Origin of the sequence: Fibrobacter sp. UWEL (assembly GCF_900142535.1) — a bacterium.
Taxonomy (GTDB): Bacteria; Fibrobacterota; Fibrobacteria; order Fibrobacterales; family Fibrobacteraceae; genus Fibrobacter.
Genome location: NZ_FRBE01000001.1, coordinates 22,012 through 40,394, shown reverse-complemented (window position 1 = coordinate 40,394; position 18,383 = coordinate 22,012). Strand labels below are relative to the sequence as shown.

The following is an 18,383-nucleotide window of genomic DNA, read 5'->3' as shown; positions in this document are numbered from 1 at the left end:
CGACGCTTACTTGTACAACAAGTTCACGCCACCGAACAGGGCGCGCATGTTTGCCTTGAGGGTATCGCTAGACACACCGCGGCCTTCCACTTCCTTGCCGTTAGCCTTCAGCACAATGCGGCTCAGACCACGACCGGCCCACAGGGTATCCTTTTCGGGAACCACAACCTGGCGGTACTTCACCAGTTCCACCGGCATACCGATTTCGCGCATGAGCAACAAGCCTGCTTCGATAGGACCTTCTGCCGTAATGGACTTGATAACGGCTTCCTTGTCCTTCTTGAAATGGAACACGAAACGGTTTTCGTCGGGCACCACTTCCACATTGTTGAAGATCAGGCGGCCATTGACGTTAACGCGCTGTTCACGGAAAACATCCAGCACACGTTCGGCGCTGAGTTCCCCTTCCTTTTCGCTGTAAGCCTTCAGGATGGGCTGCAGTTCAGCAGCTTCGGAGAGACTCATCTTGTAGCCAAACTTGGTGATGATTTCGTACACGGCAGTACGACCGCTCTGGCTGGTAAAGCTGAGGGAGTCGTTCTGGTGACGGCCAATGATGGAGTAGTCGATGGGGCGGTATGCACCCTTCTTCATATCCTTGGTCTTGCTTGCGCCATCCTGATGGATGCCGCTACGATGTACGATAGCTTCGGCACCGATCAACGGAGCACGGCTATAAATGCTAATGCCAGACCACTGAGAAATCAGGATGGCGGTTTCGTAAATGCGATCCAGATGCAGGCCGGTGTCCACGCCGGAGTTGTGCAGGCCCAGAGCAACTTCGTAGAAATTGGTGTTACCGCAACGTTCACCCAGACCATTCAAGGCCACTTCCAGCTGGGTTGCACCCACGAAGAAGCTTTCCACGGTGGCTGCAGTAGCCATGCCCAGGTCGTTATGACAGTGAACAGAAATGGTCACATTCTTGGGCAGAGCATCATAAACCTGCTTAATCTGGCTGATGTACAGCATGGGACGGTAACGTTCCACGGTATTGGGCAGATTCAAGGTAGTTGCACCAGCTTCCACTACAGCCTTCAAAACGTCAATGACGAAATCCATGTTTTCCAGGCAGTCACCAAAATGTTCGCAGCTGAATTCCACAGTACCGCGGTCGCCCACCAGGGACTTGGCCAGCTTCACACAATCCACGGCGCGAGCCTTCACCTGTTCCGGAGTCATGTGCAGCACATGTTCCATGGACAGAGGGCTAGTAGCCAAGAAAGTATGGATACGAGGATTGGGAGCATACTGAACCGCTTCCCAGCAGCGCTGAATATCACTGGGGACGCAACGGGCAAGACCGGCAACCACCACCTTCTGGGCAACTTCGTCACCTGCGGCAGCCATTTCGGCAGTGAGCTGAGCCAATTCCTTTACAGATTCAAAATCCATTTCGCTAGAAGCCGGGAAGCCCACTTCGGCACCCTGGACGCCCAGCTTCAACAGCTGGAGATACACATCCTTCTTCTGAGCATTATTCCAAGGCTTGGGCAAAGCCTGGTTACCATCACGCAGCGTGACATCATAGAAAAACGGTTTTCTGGCCTGATCGGCGCAATCCATCATACAATTCATCTTTTATCTCCTTGCCGCTTCCCTAAGGTTTTCACCGGGAACGCAAAGTCTTTAGTTTTTCGGCATAAAGATAGCTTTTTTAGAAAAACAAAAACCCGCATTCCATGGGAAGCGGGCTTGTTTATTGTTAAATCTCTTGAATTCTAGCTTTAAAACCGAATCACTGATTTACCATTCAACATACGTAAGCAACCGCTTCCGGACACAAATCCGTAAGTCGCAAGCTTAGTAGTTCTAGGGTAATCATCTTCATGTTCAGGAATATAGCAAGGGGGATTCAATTTGGCAAGGGGACCCAAAGCTAGTCCTTTACACAGCGAACGGAAAGGCCTGAATCCGTAAAGCTGTTCCCCACGCCCATGACAGTACCAAAACCAGAAAGAAAGCTAATCAAGGCTGTAGGATGTTGAGAATTACTGGTCGGGTCAATATCGTTCGACCAGAAATAAGCTTTAAATCCAATATCATTAAAGCCCCATGCTTTTTCATAATGACCACCGGCCAACGCATTAAAGCCGAACTTATCACCGCCAGGCGTACTCATTTCATGAGTCCAGGTTTCCGCTCCTCGAAGAGAGTAATTCAGATTTCCCGTTTCTGCAGTAACATAATCATCAAGAGCATTCCATTCCTCTTTGACGGGAAGATGGAATCCATCAGGACAGGCACTCTTGGCAGATTTCCAAGTGTAGAGGCGGCCATACTTTTCACAGTTGGCAGCCTTATTATCGTAACACCAGTTGGTACCCGTGCAGTAGTTTGCATTCTGGGCAGTCCAAGTTTGAGTACCAATAGTGACAGTCTTATAAACCAGACCGTCACGGGCATCACAGACGGAACCTTCCGGCAGGGTTTCAGGACAGGCATTCACCGTAACGGAGCACTTGCTTGTTCCGCCTGCAGAACCATTGCCGTCGCTTGAAGACGGGGAACTATCTCCGCAAGCCACCAAACCCATGGCAAATACGGAAAGGACAACTGAACACAATCTTTTCATAAAAACTCCTAACAATTAAATCTGGATAAAAATATAGTTTACTACATTAGGGCCATGGAACACGAATACACCATTAGCGGCCGCATTTTCCCCGAAGTTGATCAAGTCATTGACGTAGAGAACATCAAGAAGTTTCTCACGAAAATTACCTGGGCTCACCAGGATTTTGAAAATATCGGTTTCCATGCAAAGCTCATGCCCTGCGAACTGGACGAAAAGGGGACCCCGCAGAAAGTGATCATCCTGTTTTCCATGAACAATGATGACATTGACGTCTCCACGCTGGAACAGGCCTGTCTAAACCTTTCCATGATTTTAGGATGTTCCGTCCTGCTTTGCAAGGATCACGAAGTCTACGGTGTTGCCAACGTTTTTAACGGCGGTTCCGATTACGAAGTAGTGAACGAGGAATTCGACCTGTGGTTCTATAACAGCGGCAAAAAGATTTACGCCGAACGAACCAACCACCGTAACGAAAAAATGGCAGCGCTGGAGCAGGAATACCTACAATCCGACGCCGCCAAATTATTGCTTCAGGCTATTTAAAAATCAGGATTCATCCTTTACGCATCGGATTGAACGAGCATGTTCATATCCATAGGGCTTGATGAAAACCCCAGGTTCATCCCTCTTCGTACGAATATCTAAATAATACGGCCCCACCTTGGTCCAGAAGCCTGTATGGAGATATGCATTTGACGAGTACCCCTTTTCCCATACGCCAGAGCCCATTGCGGAAAAGCCGAACTGATCAGAGCCAGGAACGTTCCTACCATCATCATCGTAGCCATCTACCCAACCCGTAGTCGTGCGCAAACTCGTCAGAGCATTTTCTTCCCCACCAACGAATTCAACCATAATGCGAAATTCACTGGTATCTGGCAAATGCCAACCTTCAGGACAAATCCCCTGGAAATTGCCGTCAGCAATTTCATCACGTTCAACGCCGGCAATGGCTGCATCAAACAGATACAAGCGACCATAGCCATCACAAGAATTCGGTAATTCCTCCGAACAGAAACTTAAGGAGTCGTAATCATCCGTACTCATGATAGCACGATAATTCAAGTTTTCGGACATCCACGTCTGGGTTCCAATCACCACAGTTCCGTAGGTCTGGCCATCACGTTCATCCAGAAGAGATCCTCTTTCCGCAACCTTCTTTCCATTCTGGCAATACTTGTCTTTTTGTTCATCTGCAGTAATAAAAGTTCCATCGCAAATGATTGCAACCTTATCATCCACGCAGGCAGTTACATTCGGAATATAAGGTTCTCCGCCACACAATTCGTATTGTTTGTTTTCATAGCAGAAATTTTTCGTTTCATCAAGCAAAACGCCCTCACAGCGTTTCATAAACATTCCGTTGACGCAGATAATTTCAGTCGCATTGTAGCCAGCTCCATTGCAGAAAGGGTATACGCCATTTTCATGACAGAATTCCTTTTCAAGATCATAGGCTTCCCCACCGCATTTTTCGGAAACAATCCTTTTGTCGAAACAGAATTCTGTTGAAGGAGAAAAATCCTTACCATTGCACAATTCATAAAGTTTGCGTTCAGAGCAGAAATGAGTGGAACCATCAAACTCCTCCCCGTTACAAACCTGCTCAAGTTTACCACTCAAGCATTTAAAATCTCTAGGATCATATGTTTTTCCGCCACATAGAGGATAGACGACGTCGTCGTAACAGAAAAATCTTTCTGGATTGTATGCAAAGCCTTCGCAGAAGTCTAAAATTTTGCCTTCGTAGCAAAAGTTCTTTGCTGGATCAAAGCTTACAGAATCACAAGACCCCTTGTAAACAAAAACATTTTTTTTGCCACAGGAAATGGTGACCATTCCATCAACTTCTTTAGTCTCGCAGTCAGGATCTTCATAAACCGTATCACGGACGTTCACATCATGGTATCGATCCACATAGACCGTATCTATACTATCCACAACAACCGTATCAAAAACATCTACGTAGAGCGTGTCCGTTACAGTTTGACCGGGAACTTCATTAGGCTTTGCGGATTCTTCTCCACAAGCACACAACAAAAAAACAGCAAAAGCAATAACGAGAGAGAGAACACTCTTTTTCATAACGTCTACCTTACTCTTCAATTCTTACACAACGGATAGAAAGGGCATTTAGCTTGGATATGGAAGGAACTTCCACAGTATCTGAATCAAACGTAAATTCAAGATACCAACTATTCGCATCGCCATCTTCTGTACTAGACCAGAAATAAGCCGCATCCCCTACAGAATGGATTCGATCACTATCTACATACCCAGCAGGAAGCGCGGAGAAAGCGTATGAATCCTTACCTGCACTAGCCTTTGTGGATGCATTCCATAAGGACGATCTCGATTTTAAAACCGCACCCGGATCAGGGAATCTAATCGTCACATCTTCAATCATTTTTTCAAAATCCTCTTTGGCAGGCAAACGCCATCCATTAGGACAGATATCACGACCATCAGCATCAATAGCTGTATTCCAAGGATACAAGCGCCCATACACTTCACAAGCGTCCCCTTCTTTAGTCAGAGAGGCTGCGCCACCGCAAAAACTTCCTTCTACGTCATAATTCAAGTTATCAGCCATCCAGTCCTTTCTATGCATTCTGATATAACGATACTCTTGATCATCACGTTCATCCTTAAAAATCCCACGAATAGTATTGTTAAAGCAAGTTTCTACTGAAGGATCAAAAGATTTTCCATTGCACAAGTCATAAAGTTTGTCATCATCACAGAAATTTTTATCCGTATTAAATCTCTTCCCTTCGCACTTTTGGACGGGAGTTTTTCCATTGCAAAAATATTTATCTACATCATAGGGTTTACCGTCACACAACGAGTAATAGCTATTCTCGTAGCAAAAAAGACCTTTCGATTCCACAAGCTCATCGCACAACGGAAGGACTCTGCCATCGGAACAAAACTGAGTGGTTGCATCATAGCGCACACCCCTGCATAGACCACTAACAGAGTCTTGGTAATTGAGTAAACTATCTACATCGTATACCTTTCCATCTTTCTTCGGATAAACAATTCCTTTATAGCAGAATTCTTCAGGAGGATCATAGATAGAGTCGCCGCACAAAACATAAAGAGAATCCTTATAGTTGAACACGCTATCTACATTGTATTCCTTGCCATCACACAATTCATAGATTTTATCTTTGCGGCAGAATTCTTCAGAAGGATCATAGATGGAATCGTCGCACAAAGTATAGAGAGAATCGTTATAGCAGAACACGCTATCTGCGTTGTATTCCTTGCCATCTTTCTTAAGGAAAATCTTTTCTTTGTGACAGAATTTTTCTGAAGGATTATAGGAGGAGTCACCGCACAATGTATAGAGAGAATCTTCGTAACAGAAGAATCTATTGGGATTATAAGCAAATCCTTCACAGAAATCTAAGGTACGTCCTTCGTAACAAAACTTCTTTTTAGGATCAAAGGCAATAGAATCGCAGGAGCCCTTGTACACAAGAAGATTATTCTCACCGCAAGTAACAGTCACAATTCCATCAAATTCATCAGCATAGCATTTTTGATCGGAAAAAATCGTATCGTATTCAATAATGTCATGATAACGATCAACCACTATCGTTTCAGCAGGAGCTTCATCTTTGTCAGACGCTTTTGAGCCTGTATCGGATGTGGCAGAATCCTCACCACAGGCGATAATCATCACGGCAACAGCAAAAGCAAGGATCAAGAATAAAAAGTTTTTCACAGGTCCAAATTTAGATTTTTTCGCACCATTTATTATCTTTGCAAACATGATTTTACTCGTGGCCGAAAAACCTTCCGTAGCAAACCAGCATTATAGACCCATGCTGGAACGATTAGAAGGCGAAAAGTTCACCCAGGGAGACGGATGCCTTATTGGGCAGAACCACTGCATCACCTGGTGCGTCGGTCATTTGATTACTTTAGCCCCTCTGGATGCCTATCCTGGCTATGAAGGGGGCTGGAAGTTAAGCAATCTGCCCCTCCTGCCGGAAAAATTCCGCCTGATGGAAATCGAAAGCACCAAAAAGCAGTTGTCCGTGGTGCGAGACATGATGTCCAAGGCAGACGTCCTCGTGAATGGCGCGGACGCCGGCCGTGAAGGTAACCTGATTTTTGATTTGGTACTGGATTACACACCCGCCTTTAGGCAGAAGCAGATTAAGCGTCTGTGGGTGAATAGCTATGTGGCAAAGGATTTGGACAAGGCCTGGAAAAACCTGGAAGATGCCACCGAGCGTCTAAACCTGAGTTTTGCGGCAAGACTTCGCCAACGTGCGGACTGGATGGTAGGCCTCAACGCCACCCGCGCCTACACACTAACCGCCGGTCGCGGCAAGATGATTTCCGTAGGTCGTGTGCAGACTCCCACCTTGAACCTCATTGTGGAACGGGATACCATCGTGGAGCAGTTTAAAGAACTGTTCTACTACAGCGTGGTAGGAACATGGAAAGGGTATCAGGCACAGTTGCTGCGCCCGGATCGCGACGCTCCTCATGTCACCCTGAGCGAAGCGCAAAGCGCTGAGTCGAAGGGCCCAGCCCTAAAAGTTGCGATCTTTGAAAAAGAAGAACCAGCCCAAGCTGTCATCGACAAATGTTCCCCGCCGGAAGATGCGGTCATTACCGCCATTGACGTCCAGCAGAAAAAGCAGTTCCCCCAGAAGCCCTTCGACTTGACGGAACTGCAGAAAGAAGGTAACAAGCGTTTCAAATACAGCGCCCAGCAAGTGCTGGACTGCGCCCAAAACCTTTACGAAAAGAAGCTCCTCACCTACCCCCGTACGGACTCCGCTTACCTGCCGGACACCATGAAGCAGGAAGCATACCAGCTGGCGACACGCTTGGCTACCCCGGCCCAGCAGGGACTGATGCGTCCTGAAAGTGAAAACTTCGTTTTCATTAACAGCAGCAAGGTGACGGACCATTTCGCCATTATCCCTACAGGCGAACAGCCCAATGGTCTTCCCGAGATGGAAGAAAACATCTACAACCTGGCCAAGGAACGTTTCATCCAGGCATGGCTGAAGCCCTATATCTGGAATGAAATGGAAGTGACATTGACTGCGCCAGCAGGCAATGTCATCCTGAGCGGAGAACCGTCAGGTTCGCAGTCGAAGGATCTAGAAGTTTTCCGTCTAAAACTCAAGCAGAACGAGGATCTGGGTTTCCGTGCTCTTGTAAAGGAAGAAAAGAAGGCCAAGGCAAAGAAGAAAGGCGATGCAGCAGATAGTGCCGATGCCAAGGCTGATGATGCCGGCAATAACGACGATATCACCAATATCGTAGACGCCTTCCCTGATTGGAAAACCGGAGACAAGGCGCCTTTCGACGCCCTGGAACTGCAAAAGAAAAAGAAGAGCAAGCCCAAGTATTACACCGAGGCAACCCTCCTTGCCGCCATGAAAACCGCAGGTAAGCAAATCGAAAACGAAGAACTTGCGGAAGCCATGAAGGACCGTGGTCTGGGTACTCCGGCAACCCAAGCAGGTATTATTGAGACTCTCAAAAAGCGCGGGTTCATTGAAGCCCAGAAGAATTATCTGGTCAGTACCGCCCGAGGCCGCGACGTCATCGAATTGATGGACGAAAAAGTCAAGTCTCCGGAAATGACAGGAGAATGGGAATACAAGCTCTCCCAGGTGGAAAAAGGCAACTTGACGCCCGTCGAATTCCGCGACGGCATTATGGACTATGTGCGGGAACTTTTCGTCCACCTGCATGAAAAATACGGTAGCCAGTTCGAGAGAGAAACCGTTACCGACGCGCTTCCCTGCCCCAAGTGCAGCACCCCCATGGAAATCGCCCCCTGGGGATATGTCTGCAAGAATGCCGAATGCGGTTTCAAGGCAGGCCACACCATTGCGGGTCGCACCCTCAGCCACGCCGAGATGGGCAAGCTTCTCGCCACCGGCAAGTCGGATCTGTTAAGCGGCTTCAAAAGCAAGAAGGGAACCACCTTCAGCGCCACGTTGGTCATGGCCGAAGATGGAAATATCGGGTTTGAGTTTAGCGATGAGCCTCGCGCCTCAACGCCTACGGATTACAAGTGCCCTAAGTGTGGCAAACAACTTCTAGATTCAGGAAACCGCCTGATGTGCGAAGGCGCCGCCGTAGCAGCCGACGCCACTCCCACCTGCGATTTTACCTTCTATAAGACCATTGCCGGACACATCATGTCCGATGAGGAAATCGCGGAGCTGTTCAATAACGGAACCACAGACGTCATTACGGATTTCATCACCAAGAAAGGTCAATCCTTCAGCGCCAAGGTGGTTTGGGATAACGACCATAAGGCAACCTTCGCTTTCGAGAACGATGGACATTTCCACGGGACAGAAACGAAATACAAGTGCCCCCTCTGTAAGCACTCTCTTGAAGAAAACAAGAACGCCATTTTCTGTACAGGTAAAGGCACCAGTCGAGATGAACAAGGCAACCCCTGCGATTGTAAGTTCACCCTATTCAAGACCGTAGCCGGTAAGAAACTTCGTGCAGCCGACATCAAGGCGCTGCTCACCAGCGAAAAAACCGAACTCATATCCGGATTCAAAAGCAAGAAGGGCGACACCTTTGACGCTTTCCTGAAAATGAGTCCCATGGGCCGCGTTGAATTTGAGTTCCTCCGCCGGGATTTCCCCTGCCCCGCCTGCGGTGACCAGCTACGTTTCCGCAAGGGAAGCGATGAACAAGGCCGAAACCTATCCGCCTATGTCTGCCAGAATCCCCACTGCAATTACGGCATCCCCCAGGTATTCTACCAGAGGGAATTTACCGACGACGAAATGGAAGCCCTACTCAAGAACAAGTATTCCCCCGTTCTTGAGCCCTTCAAGAAAAACGAAACCACCTTCCGTGCCGCTCTGGAGATCGGAGAAGGTGGCAAGCTAGGCTTCAACAAATTGACCGTCGAAGTAATCAGCAAGAAGTAGGGAAAATCAGTCCCCCACCTTTTCGCCCACAATCACACTGGCGTAGGCTACAGCGACGGCCGCAGCGGCGGCAATGCTATCGGAACCAACAAACATACCTGCAAAAACAGCCGGAGTGAGAGCCAGGAGGGTGACGAAGAGAGTGTTGTTAGAAGCAAGATTCAAGATATTGTGCATGATGTATTCCTTTCTTTATTTCTTTTACATCACTAAATATAGAATCAACTTACGTCAATTTTTGACACAAATTATTTTTATTCCAAAACGCAAAAAAGCCTGCATAATGCAGGCTTTTCATTGCTAGATGATCAATCTTGACGGGTGTTACTTGCCCAGAATCTGGTTGTAGAAATCCGGAGCAAACTTCTGAACATAACCCATCAGGAATACTACCAGAACGATCAACGGCAGGATCCACTTGATGTAGAAACGGACGAGCACATTTCCCGGTAGTTTCATGCCCTTGCCCGCATTGACTTCGTTGTAGAACTTTTCCTGGCCCCAGCCATAGCGGAAATTACAGAAAACCACGAAGAACAGGGCACCCAGAGGCAGTAAAGTGTTGGAGACAATGAAATCTTCCAAGTCAAGGACACCGCTACCGGCACCAAAAGGCTGGAATCCGGAAAGGACGTTAAAGCCCAATGCACAAGGCAAGGACAGGAGGATAATGGCAACAATATTCCAGGTCACCACCTTCTTGCGGTCAAATCCCTTCAGGTCCATCCAGAAGGCCACAATGTTTTCGAACACGGCCACCAGAGTGGAAAGGGCAGCAAAGCTCATGAACAGGAAGAAGGCAACACCGCACCAGCGGCCTGCAGGCATCTGGCTAAAGATGTTGGGCAAGGTGACGAATACAAGGCCCGGACCTGCACCCGGTTCCACATTGAAAGCAAAACAGCTAGGAATAATGATAAGACCAGCAAGCAAGGCAACTACGGTATCCAAGGCGCAGATGTTCACAGCTTCCTTAGCCAGGGAATGTTTCTTGCCGATGTAGCTACCGAAAATGGACATGGAGCCGATACCGATACTCAAGGTAAAGAAAGCCTGTCCCATAGCCGCAAAAATCACTTCGGTAACACCCTGCTGTTTCAGGCGGGCAAAGTCCGGCAACAGGTAGAACTTCAGGCCTTCATCCGCACCCGGCAAGGTTACAGCACGAATAGCAAGAATAATCATGATGACAAACAGCATGGACATCATACTCTTGGTCACGCGTTCCACGCCCTTCTGCAAGCCCAGAGAAACAATACCCAATCCAAGAACGGTGGCGATGACCATCCAGCCCACCTGAACGCTGGGGTTACCCAGCATGGTACCAAACTTTTCACCCACCTGGGCAGGAGTCAAACCGTAAATATCCCCTTCTACAGCCATATGATAGAAGTAGTACATCATCCAGCCGCTGACCGTAGTATAGAACATCATGAGCAAGTAGTCGCCCACAATCATGGGATACTTGGCAATGTGCCACTTGGATCCAGCAGGTTCCAATTCTTCAAAGGAACGACCGATACCACGCTTACTGCCACGACCTACGGCGAATTCAGCAATCAAAGCAGGCAGGCCCAGAATCACCAGGAAGAACAAGTAGATGAGAATGAATGCAGCACCGCCGTACTGTCCTGTAATAAAAGGGAATCGCCATACGTTACCAATACCGATAGCGCAGCCGGCAGCGATCAAAATAAAACCTAAACGGGATGCGAAGTTTTCTCTTTCCTTCATTGTCCTACCCTATGTGAAAAAATTGTCACAAAAAGATAATAAAGTTCCCAATCAGCGAGTCATCCTGGAGCGCAGCGATAGGATCAAGGCAATACAATCCCTACAATTTTTATATATTTGTCCCGCTATTTTATAAATACCAGCGGAAACATTCAGCTGAATAAAATCTGGGAAATACCATGAGCGAAAACTACAAGTACGGGTTTGTAACGGATATCGAAAACGAGGCCTTCGAAAAGGGCCTTAACGAAGATATTATCCGCCGTGCCAGTGCGCTCCGCGGTGAACCCCAGTTCATGCTGGACTTCCGCCTGAAGGCCTATGAAAAACTTCAGTCTATGGAACAGCCCAAGTGGGGCGAACTGAGCTTTGAGCCTGTGGACCTGCAGGACATCGTCTACTACTCCGCCCCCAAGACCAAGACTAAGCACGAAAAGATCGAAGACGTGGATCCGGAATTGCTGGCCACTTTTGAAAAGTTGGGCATTCCCCTGGACGAACAGAAGCGTCTGGCCAATGTGGCCGTGGACGCAGTCTTCGATTCCGTCAGTATTTATACAAGCCACAAGAAGAAGCTCATGGAAATGGGCATTATCTTCTGCAGCATTTCCGACGCCATCAAGGAATACCCGGAACTGATTGAACAGTACCTGGGCAGCGTGGTTCCTGCTGGCGACAATTACTTTGCCGCCTTGAACAGCGCCGTCTTTGGCGACGGTAGCTTCGTCTACATTCCCGCAGGCGTCAAGTGCCCCATGGATTTGTCCACCTACTTCCGCATCAACAACAAGGAAGCAGGCCAGTTCGAACGCACCCTGATTATCGCAGACGACGGCGCCGAAGTAAGCTACCTGGAAGGTTGCACCGCTCCGGAATTTTCCAGCAAGCAGCTGCACTCCGCCATCGTGGAACTGGTGGCTAACGAAAACGCTAAGATCAAGTACAGCACCGTGCAGAACTGGTACGCTGGCGACCGCGAAACTGGTGCAGGTGGCGTCTACAACTTTGTGACCAAGCGCGGCAAGTGCGCCGGCAAGAACAGCCGCATCAGCTGGACCCAGGTAGAAACCGGTTCCGCCATCACCTGGAAGTACCCCAGCTGCGTTCTGGTGGGCGACAATTCCGTAGGTGAATTCTACAGCGTGGCATTGACCAACGGCCACATGCAGGCAGACACCGGCACCAAGATGATTCACATCGGCAAGAATACCAAGAGTACCATCATCTCCAAGGGTATCAGCGCCGACAATTCCAGCAACGCTTACCGCGGTGAAGTTTCTATCCGCAAGAGTGCCGCAGGCGCCCGCAACTACACCCAGTGCGACAGTATGCTGGTAGGCGACAAGTCCGCTGCACACACCTTCCCCTACATCACTGTAGCTAACGGTACCGCACAGACCGAACACGAAGCCACCACCAGCCGCATCAGCGAAGACCAGCTGTTCTATTTCGAGAGCCGCGGCATCAAGCGCGAAGACGCCATCCAGGCAATGGTAGGCGGTTTCTGTAAGGACGTATTCAAGGAACTGCCCGGCGAATTCGCCACCGAAGCCCGTCAGCTCCTCACATTGAAACTGGAACACTCCGTAGGCTAAAATTCATAGAGACATCCTGAAGGGTTCTCCCCCCGCTGTCATCCTGAGGAGCGTAGCGACGAAGGATCCAAGCTTTTATTATCTTGTTTTAAAACAAGTCTCTTGAGGTAAAACATGAACGTTCTTTTCCTGATGGCAAATGGTTTCGAAGAAACCGAATTCGTTACTCCCTTTGACTACTGGCAGCGCGGCGGTTTAAACGTAGCCCTTGCATCTATCGGCGAATCTGAAGAAGTCGTCGGGGCTCATGGTCTTGCAATTAAAACGAACGTTCTGTTAAGCGACCTTATTGCCGAAGGATCCTTGAACCAGTTTGACGCAGTGTGCCTCCCCGGTGGCGGTCCCGGCGTCAAGAACCTGAAAGCATCCGCAGAAGTCGCAGAAGTGCTCAAGACATTTGACGCAGCTGGCAAGTGGATTTTCGCCATCTGCGCTGCACCGCTGGTATTGTCCCAGGCAGGCCTTCTCAAGAATCGCAAGTGCACTTGCTTCCCCGGCTGCGAAGTGGAGCTGGACTGCAAGCAGTTCCTGACCGATCGTGTGGTCGTTGACGGCAACGTCATCACCAGCCGTGGCGCAGGCACCGCCGAAGAATTCGCATTTGAATGTCTGGCCCAGGCTACCAATCGCGAAACATCCGAAAAGATTCGCAACCAGGTTGTCGCTCGTTAATTACAAATAAAAACTACGGCACTCGTTCTACCGTAGCAAAAAAAAATCCCGACGCACATCACGTCGGGATTTTTCTCATAATCTATCTAAGGTTTACTTTTTCTTGAAGCCGTAGCTGCTATAACCATTGTAGTAGTAATGAGAGCTCATGAATCTATCGCAATGGTTCATCACGAATGCCTTGGGAGATTCGCTCAAGCGGTTAACCTTAGTAACGGCTTCGTCGATTTCGTCCATAGTGTGGCGGCCATAGTGCAGCACAAACAGGGAGAAGTCAACCAACGGCAGGACAAGTTCTGTATCGGCCACCAGATTGATAGGCGGAGTATCCAGCACGATTACGTCGAAGTTCTGCTTAGCATATCTCAGCATGTCTGCAAAGGTTTCGCCATGGAGCAAGTCTGTAGGAGCCTGTTCGGGCTTACCAGCACCAATCACCCACATATTGTCCACGTCTGTTTTAGACAAGCATTCGTCAAAGGACATCTTACCGGAAAGAATATCCGCCAAGCCCTGAGAGTGCTTGCTGTACACAACACCGCGACGCATGTCCACATCCACAAGCAAGACCTTCTTTCCAAAGTTTGCGTACAGAGCAGCAAGGTTACGAGAGACAAAGGACTTACCCACACCAGCAACAAGACCTGCAACCATAATCACAGGACGTTCAGCAGCAGCGGAGAATTCCACAGAGGTAAATACACTGCGCAGGGCTTCGCTGGCAGGATCTTCGGGGCAGCAGCAAACCAGAGGGAGAGTACCCTTGCGACTCTTCTTCTTCAGGTCGCGGTTGCTGGATTCCGGCACCTTGGCGTAAACGCTGACGCCGGTCTTACGTTCAATTTCAAGAGCATTGCGAACACCGTTACGGAACAGGCGCATCAGCAACACCAGCATGACACCAGCAAACAGGAAAATACCCACACTCCAGAAGAAGATACGAGCCTTGCGAGGCTTGATCTGTTCATTGTCTTCAACAGCGTAGTCAACGACAGTCACGGTACCCACTTCACCAGCACGAACCGTGCGCAGCTGCTGGATATTATTCAGCATGGAAGTATACTGAGCGTTGTTAGTAGCGACCTGTTCCTGCAATGCCAACATTTCCTGTTGAGTTGCAGGCATCTTGCCAGCATCATTCTTCAACTTATTCAATTCACTGCGAGCCTTGCTCAACTGACGGGTAATAGCCTGTACAGAAGGATGTTCAGCCTTGAATAGACGCGTGGTTTCCTGACGTTTCTGTTCCAGGGCGGAGATCTGGCGAGTCAGGTCCTGTTCCTTCTTAAGAAGGGACTGGGATTCAACAGAAAGGTCTACAGCACCAACACTCTGGCGGTAGTCAGCCAGTTTCTTTTCAGCAGAGTCCAAGCGAGCCTTTACGCCAGGCAGCTGTTCTTCCAGGAACTGCAAAGTCTTAGCGGCTTCAGCGCTACGCATTTCGATATTCTGGTTCAGATACACATCTGCAAGAGAATTCAGAATAGACACAGCCCTGTCCGGATAGCGATGTGCGTAGGTAATACCGATAATGCCGGTCTGCTTACCACGTTCTTCAATAATCAGCTTGTTCGCAAGACTACGGGCAGCCTTTAAAGAGCTTGTGATTTCGAGATCGAATCGCTGACCCGGCACACCACTGATCTTGGACACCAGGATGCTAACGGACTCACCCTTATAAGTAGCAGAAGATTCCTTCCCAACGACGCCCTTCATTACAGAGCGACCATCCGGGCTGTAAACCACATAGGAACGATCATTCACAATCTTGGCGGTCCAGCCATCGCGGATGTGGGTCGGCAGGACTAGGCTTTGAACATCCATACGGCCTTCGTGATGGCGAAGACGGTCTACAAGACCAATGGGATTAGCTTTGTAGCACAACCCTTCAGCATCAACCACGTAGCTAAGAACCCTACGGCTCTTGATCATCTCAATTTCAGCATCTGCGGGACTGCCCTGGGCAAAAAGCATGTCCAACACATCCGAGGACTTATTGCTCTTAGAGCTCTTTACTTCTAGTTTCAGCAAGGCATCGCTGCTATACTGGGGACGAATCCAGTTCCCCACAAAAACGCCTACAGCAGCACCTACAAGGACAAAAGTCAATAAGAGCCAGCGCTGTTTCCAAAGGACGTCAACAGCCTTCACCAAGGAAAAATTGCCCTTGGGCTTAATATTTTGAATTCCCGTCAGATTAATCGTCGTGGGAGTTACGGGAGCAGTAATCGAGTCTTTCATTTATACCTGACAAATTTATTCCGAAACCGTAATAATTTTTTACAATGATACTTTCAACAACGTAATATATAAATTTTTTAGATAATCACAAAAAAGGAGAATCATACATGGGAATTTCAAGCTTTTTTTCCAGCCTTTTTGGCGGAAAATCAAAAAAAGCGGACAAGAATTCCATCACCGTGGATTCAGTAAGTCAGGATTACCCCCTAGAATTTGATGGTAATAAGACCTACTGGTTCACCAAGGACTGCATTGTCTACGTCAAGGGATCCCGCTATACCAAGTCCGACAAGACAACTCGCAAGTTCCTCATGACCTGCACCTTCAAGAAAGGATTCATGACGGATGGAGCTTCCGCACCTGATATTTTCGGCTGCGTAGTACCTCATATCAAGGAAGGCAACGACACCTACAATGCAGCCCCCTTCATCCACGACGGTCTGTACATTCTCCGTGGAGAAATCGATGGAGCCAACCTTACCCGCGAAGAGTGCGATGACATTCTCCGTGGAATCTGGCGCTGCGCCAATATGAGCCGAGTGATTGCAGGCATTGCAGATGTTGGCATCCACCTTGTCGCCGGATCCAGCAAGCACTGGGGTGACGACGCCCTGGATTGCAAGCACCTGTTCAAGGCAAAGTTCAAGTATCAGTAATTTTCGAGTGTTTGAGATAGATAAAGGTCAGGCGATTGCCTGACCTTTTACGTTTTCAAAAATACTTGGGCCGTATTACTTAGCGGACTCCGCCTTCTTAGCGGGTTCCACAGCCTTTTCAGGAGCTGCGGCAGATTTTTCGTTCACAGCAGTTTTGGAACCATCGTTCTCGTCACTTACCGTAAACGTAACAAGTTTGACAGTGCAATTGGGTTCAGCCTTTTTCTTGGATTTGGGATCTTTTGCAGGAGCATCTACCACATGGCCTGCGACACGCAAACGGTTCGCCTCAACGCCCTTACGAACAAGATAATCAACAACGGACTGGGCACGGCTTTGAGCGATACTCTGAGCCTTTCCGTCCTTACCAAAGTTATCCATATAGCACTGTATTTCCACGCCCATGGTTATACGTGCAATCATCAGGTTTGCCAATTCATCTAGAGACTTCTGGCTAGTCTTTGCCAAAGCCGTAGACTTACTCTTGAAGGTAATTCCCTTTTCAAGACCTTCCAGATTGAATGTGACTGCACAACCTGTAGAGTCTACACTGGTTCCCGGATTTGTATTGGGGCACTGGTCCAGATAATCAGGAATGCCGTCGCCATCAAAGTCACGAGGACAGCCCTTACGGTTCACCACGATTCCCGGAGGAGAATTGGGGCACAAGTCCAGATCGTCGGATACGCCGTCATTATCAGCATCAGGCATAGAATCAAGCACGGTATAAGACTCATATTTCACGATGGTATCATTTTTTACCACAGTGTAAGCCTTCACAATGGTATCCACCCAGTAAACGGTATCGGTTCTTGACAGCTGAACCGTATCAATCACTGGTTTATCACCTCCAGCGGACTTATAGTTTCTAGGTTCTCCACCAAACGTCCAGCTAATAAGGCCAGTAAGAGCATAGGTCACGCCGGGAGTGTAGCCATAACGTTTTACGTTACCGTTTTCATCCGTGTAGCCAATGGTGTATTTTTCAACATCCTTAAGTTCGTCCTCACGGTTGTAGCCCACACGCATCATACGGGTAGACAAGTCAATGCCCGCAACCAATTCCAAGTTCTGCGGCAAGTGGAGGCGAAGTCCAGGAGTAACATGCATGGGATCTTCAAAGAAATCAATGGGCATGCCGTTATTTTCTACACGGAATTCACCGGAGTATTCCACAAAGGCTGTAATCCAGTAAGACATATCCCAGTTAATACCAGTGTTGTATACCAAGGTATTAGCGCCCTGACTTGCATACATGAAGCCAATTGCAGCGTTAAAACGAAGGGGAATGTCGATCTTTTCCAGGTCTACCGTGGTAATAGCGGTTGCCCCGATAACCACCTCGTCGGAAGTAAAGGGTTGCGTCTCATGACGTCCCTTGATGAACCAAGCGTGACGGGGGCGAGTTCCAGTTTCCGTTTCACCCGTGGGCATATAGACATCCATCTGTCCTGCCAGGCTGAACACGCTTTCCTCGTTTACGAAGGGGGCCCGAACCTTTAGCCATAAATCGATGTCGCCAGGACGGATACTACCGGCAGCTTCATCAATATCTTGAGCATCCGTGCGGTCATAGTTAATCTCTGCAGCGACACCCATATCCACACGGTCAGAAAATCCCAGGGAAGCAAAGAAATTGCCTGTAGCAGACAATTTCACATCCTGCATCTTGATTCTTTCCCCATTTTCATAGAAAACGCCACCGCGGGTCTGGGCCCAAGGGTCCAAAGCCACATTGCCACCCGTACCAGCAGTAAAGTGCCACTGGCCCAAGGTCTTCGTATTTTGTTGGTGGATACCGTCAGAACCGCCCATCAGGCCAGTCTGTGCGAAAGATATTCCCGCCAAAAGCAGGACCAAAACAGCCAAATTTTTGTGTTTCACGATTTTTCCTTCTTGTAAAAATGTGAACACCCCCATAACAAAGATATAAACCGTTGGGACTATTTGCAATATTTATTAAATT

Annotated in this window: 13 protein-coding genes; 5 read left to right on the top strand and 8 right to left on the bottom strand. The window is 48.5% G+C overall.

Features of this window, described 5'->3' with window-relative positions:
- Positions 1–6: 6 nt before the first annotated feature.
- A complete protein-coding gene (gene leuA2 / locus BUB59_RS00160; protein WP_234979875.1) occupies positions 7–1,578 on the bottom strand; it encodes a 2-isopropylmalate synthase LeuA2 in 1,572 nt (523 codons plus the stop codon).
- A 301-nt stretch (positions 1,579–1,879) separates the two neighbouring features.
- The gene (locus tag BUB59_RS00155; protein WP_083540086.1) at positions 1,880–2,575 is read right to left on the bottom strand and encodes an FISUMP domain-containing protein; all 696 of its coding nucleotides are present in this window, start codon (positions 2,573–2,575) and stop codon (positions 1,880–1,882) included.
- A 54-nt stretch (positions 2,576–2,629) separates the two neighbouring features.
- Here BUB59_RS00155 and BUB59_RS00150 point away from each other — a divergent pair, with 54 nt between their 5' ends.
- Positions 2,630–3,121: a hypothetical protein gene (locus BUB59_RS00150; RefSeq protein WP_073224470.1), complete on the top strand. Its 492-nt coding sequence runs from the start codon at positions 2,630–2,632 to the stop codon at positions 3,119–3,121.
- Positions 3,122–3,124: 3 nt separating this feature from the next.
- On the opposite strand, the gene BUB59_RS00145 is transcribed toward BUB59_RS00150, so the two are convergent.
- Complete coding sequence (locus tag BUB59_RS00145) at positions 3,125–4,663, bottom strand: FISUMP domain-containing protein (protein WP_143160149.1); 1,539 nt, start codon at positions 4,661–4,663, stop codon at positions 3,125–3,127.
- A 10-nt stretch (positions 4,664–4,673) separates the two neighbouring features.
- Positions 4,674–6,359: an FISUMP domain-containing protein gene (locus BUB59_RS00140; RefSeq protein ID WP_083540085.1), complete on the bottom strand. Its 1,686-nt coding sequence runs from the start codon at positions 6,357–6,359 to the stop codon at positions 4,674–4,676.
- Between BUB59_RS00140 and BUB59_RS00135 the strand changes: the two genes are divergently transcribed.
- Positions 6,358–9,519: a type IA DNA topoisomerase gene (locus tag BUB59_RS00135; protein ID WP_073224464.1), complete on the top strand. Its 3,162-nt coding sequence runs from the start codon at positions 6,358–6,360 to the stop codon at positions 9,517–9,519. The genes BUB59_RS00140 and BUB59_RS00135 overlap by 2 nt on opposite strands.
- A gap of 6 nt (positions 9,520–9,525) precedes the next feature.
- Here the strand turns inward: BUB59_RS00135 and BUB59_RS15275 are convergent, their stop codons facing one another.
- Both BUB59_RS15275 and BUB59_RS00130 read right to left on the bottom strand, forming a co-directional pair.
- Positions 9,526–9,696 carry a hypothetical protein gene (locus BUB59_RS15275; RefSeq protein ID WP_159433297.1) on the bottom strand — a complete coding sequence of 57 codons (171 nt, stop codon included), beginning with the start codon at positions 9,694–9,696 and terminating at the stop codon, positions 9,526–9,528.
- 147 nt (positions 9,697–9,843) lie between these two features.
- A complete protein-coding gene (locus BUB59_RS00130) occupies positions 9,844–11,253 on the bottom strand; it encodes a sodium-dependent transporter (RefSeq protein WP_073224461.1) in 1,410 nt (469 codons plus the stop codon).
- Positions 11,254–11,432: 179 nt separating this feature from the next.
- Here BUB59_RS00130 and sufB point away from each other — a divergent pair, with 179 nt between their 5' ends.
- Positions 11,433–12,848: a Fe-S cluster assembly protein SufB gene (sufB, locus tag BUB59_RS00125; protein ID WP_073224459.1), complete on the top strand. Its 1,416-nt coding sequence runs from the start codon at positions 11,433–11,435 to the stop codon at positions 12,846–12,848.
- A 114-nt stretch (positions 12,849–12,962) separates the two neighbouring features.
- Positions 12,963–13,520 (top strand): DJ-1 family glyoxalase III, encoded by a 558-nt coding sequence (locus BUB59_RS00120; protein ID WP_073224457.1) that lies wholly within the window; start codon positions 12,963–12,965, stop codon positions 13,518–13,520.
- A 93-nt stretch (positions 13,521–13,613) separates the two neighbouring features.
- Here BUB59_RS00120 and BUB59_RS00115 read toward each other — a convergent pair whose 3' ends face one another.
- Complete coding sequence (locus tag BUB59_RS00115) at positions 13,614–15,761, bottom strand: polysaccharide biosynthesis tyrosine autokinase (protein WP_073224455.1); 2,148 nt, start codon at positions 15,759–15,761, stop codon at positions 13,614–13,616.
- Between the two features lie 107 nt (positions 15,762–15,868).
- Between BUB59_RS00115 and BUB59_RS00110 the strand changes: the two genes are divergently transcribed.
- Positions 15,869–16,417 (top strand): DUF1353 domain-containing protein, encoded by a 549-nt coding sequence (locus tag BUB59_RS00110; RefSeq protein ID WP_073224453.1) that lies wholly within the window; start codon positions 15,869–15,871, stop codon positions 16,415–16,417.
- 75 nt (positions 16,418–16,492) lie between these two features.
- Here the strand turns inward: BUB59_RS00110 and BUB59_RS00105 are convergent, their stop codons facing one another.
- On the bottom strand, positions 16,493–18,301 hold the full coding sequence (locus BUB59_RS00105; protein ID WP_159433296.1) for an OmpA family protein: 1,809 nt from the start codon (positions 18,299–18,301) through the stop codon (positions 16,493–16,495).
- Positions 18,302–18,383 lie beyond the last annotated feature (82 nt).

Excerpts from the sequence above, each read along its gene's own strand:
- BUB59_RS00155 (WP_083540086.1), bottom strand. The coding sequence starts at position 2,575 with ATGAAAAGATTGTGTTCAGTTGTCCTTTCCGTATTTGCCATGGGTTTG.
- BUB59_RS00150 (WP_073224470.1), top strand. The coding sequence starts at position 2,630 with ATGGAACACGAATACACCATTAGCGGCCGCATTTTCCCCGAAGTTGAT.
- sufB (WP_073224459.1), top strand. The coding sequence starts at position 11,433 with ATGAGCGAAAACTACAAGTACGGGTTTGTAACGGATATCGAAAACGAG.
- BUB59_RS00145 (WP_143160149.1), bottom strand. The coding sequence starts at position 4,663 with ATGAAAAAGAGTGTTCTCTCTCTCGTTATTGCTTTTGCTGTTTTTTTG.
- BUB59_RS00135 (WP_073224464.1), top strand. The coding sequence starts at position 6,358 with ATGATTTTACTCGTGGCCGAAAAACCTTCCGTAGCAAACCAGCATTAT.
- BUB59_RS00130 (WP_073224461.1), bottom strand. The coding sequence starts at position 11,253 with ATGAAGGAAAGAGAAAACTTCGCATCCCGTTTAGGTTTTATTTTGATC.
- BUB59_RS00140 (WP_083540085.1), bottom strand. The coding sequence starts at position 6,359 with ATGTTTGCAAAGATAATAAATGGTGCGAAAAAATCTAAATTTGGACCT.
- BUB59_RS00115 (WP_073224455.1), bottom strand. The coding sequence starts at position 15,761 with ATGAAAGACTCGATTACTGCTCCCGTAACTCCCACGACGATTAATCTG.
- leuA2 (WP_234979875.1), bottom strand. The coding sequence starts at position 1,578 with ATGAATTGTATGATGGATTGCGCCGATCAGGCCAGAAAACCGTTTTTC.
- BUB59_RS00120 (WP_073224457.1), top strand. The coding sequence starts at position 12,963 with ATGAACGTTCTTTTCCTGATGGCAAATGGTTTCGAAGAAACCGAATTC.
- BUB59_RS15275 (WP_159433297.1), bottom strand. The coding sequence starts at position 9,696 with ATGCACAATATCTTGAATCTTGCTTCTAACAACACTCTCTTCGTCACC.
- BUB59_RS00110 (WP_073224453.1), top strand. The coding sequence starts at position 15,869 with ATGGGAATTTCAAGCTTTTTTTCCAGCCTTTTTGGCGGAAAATCAAAA.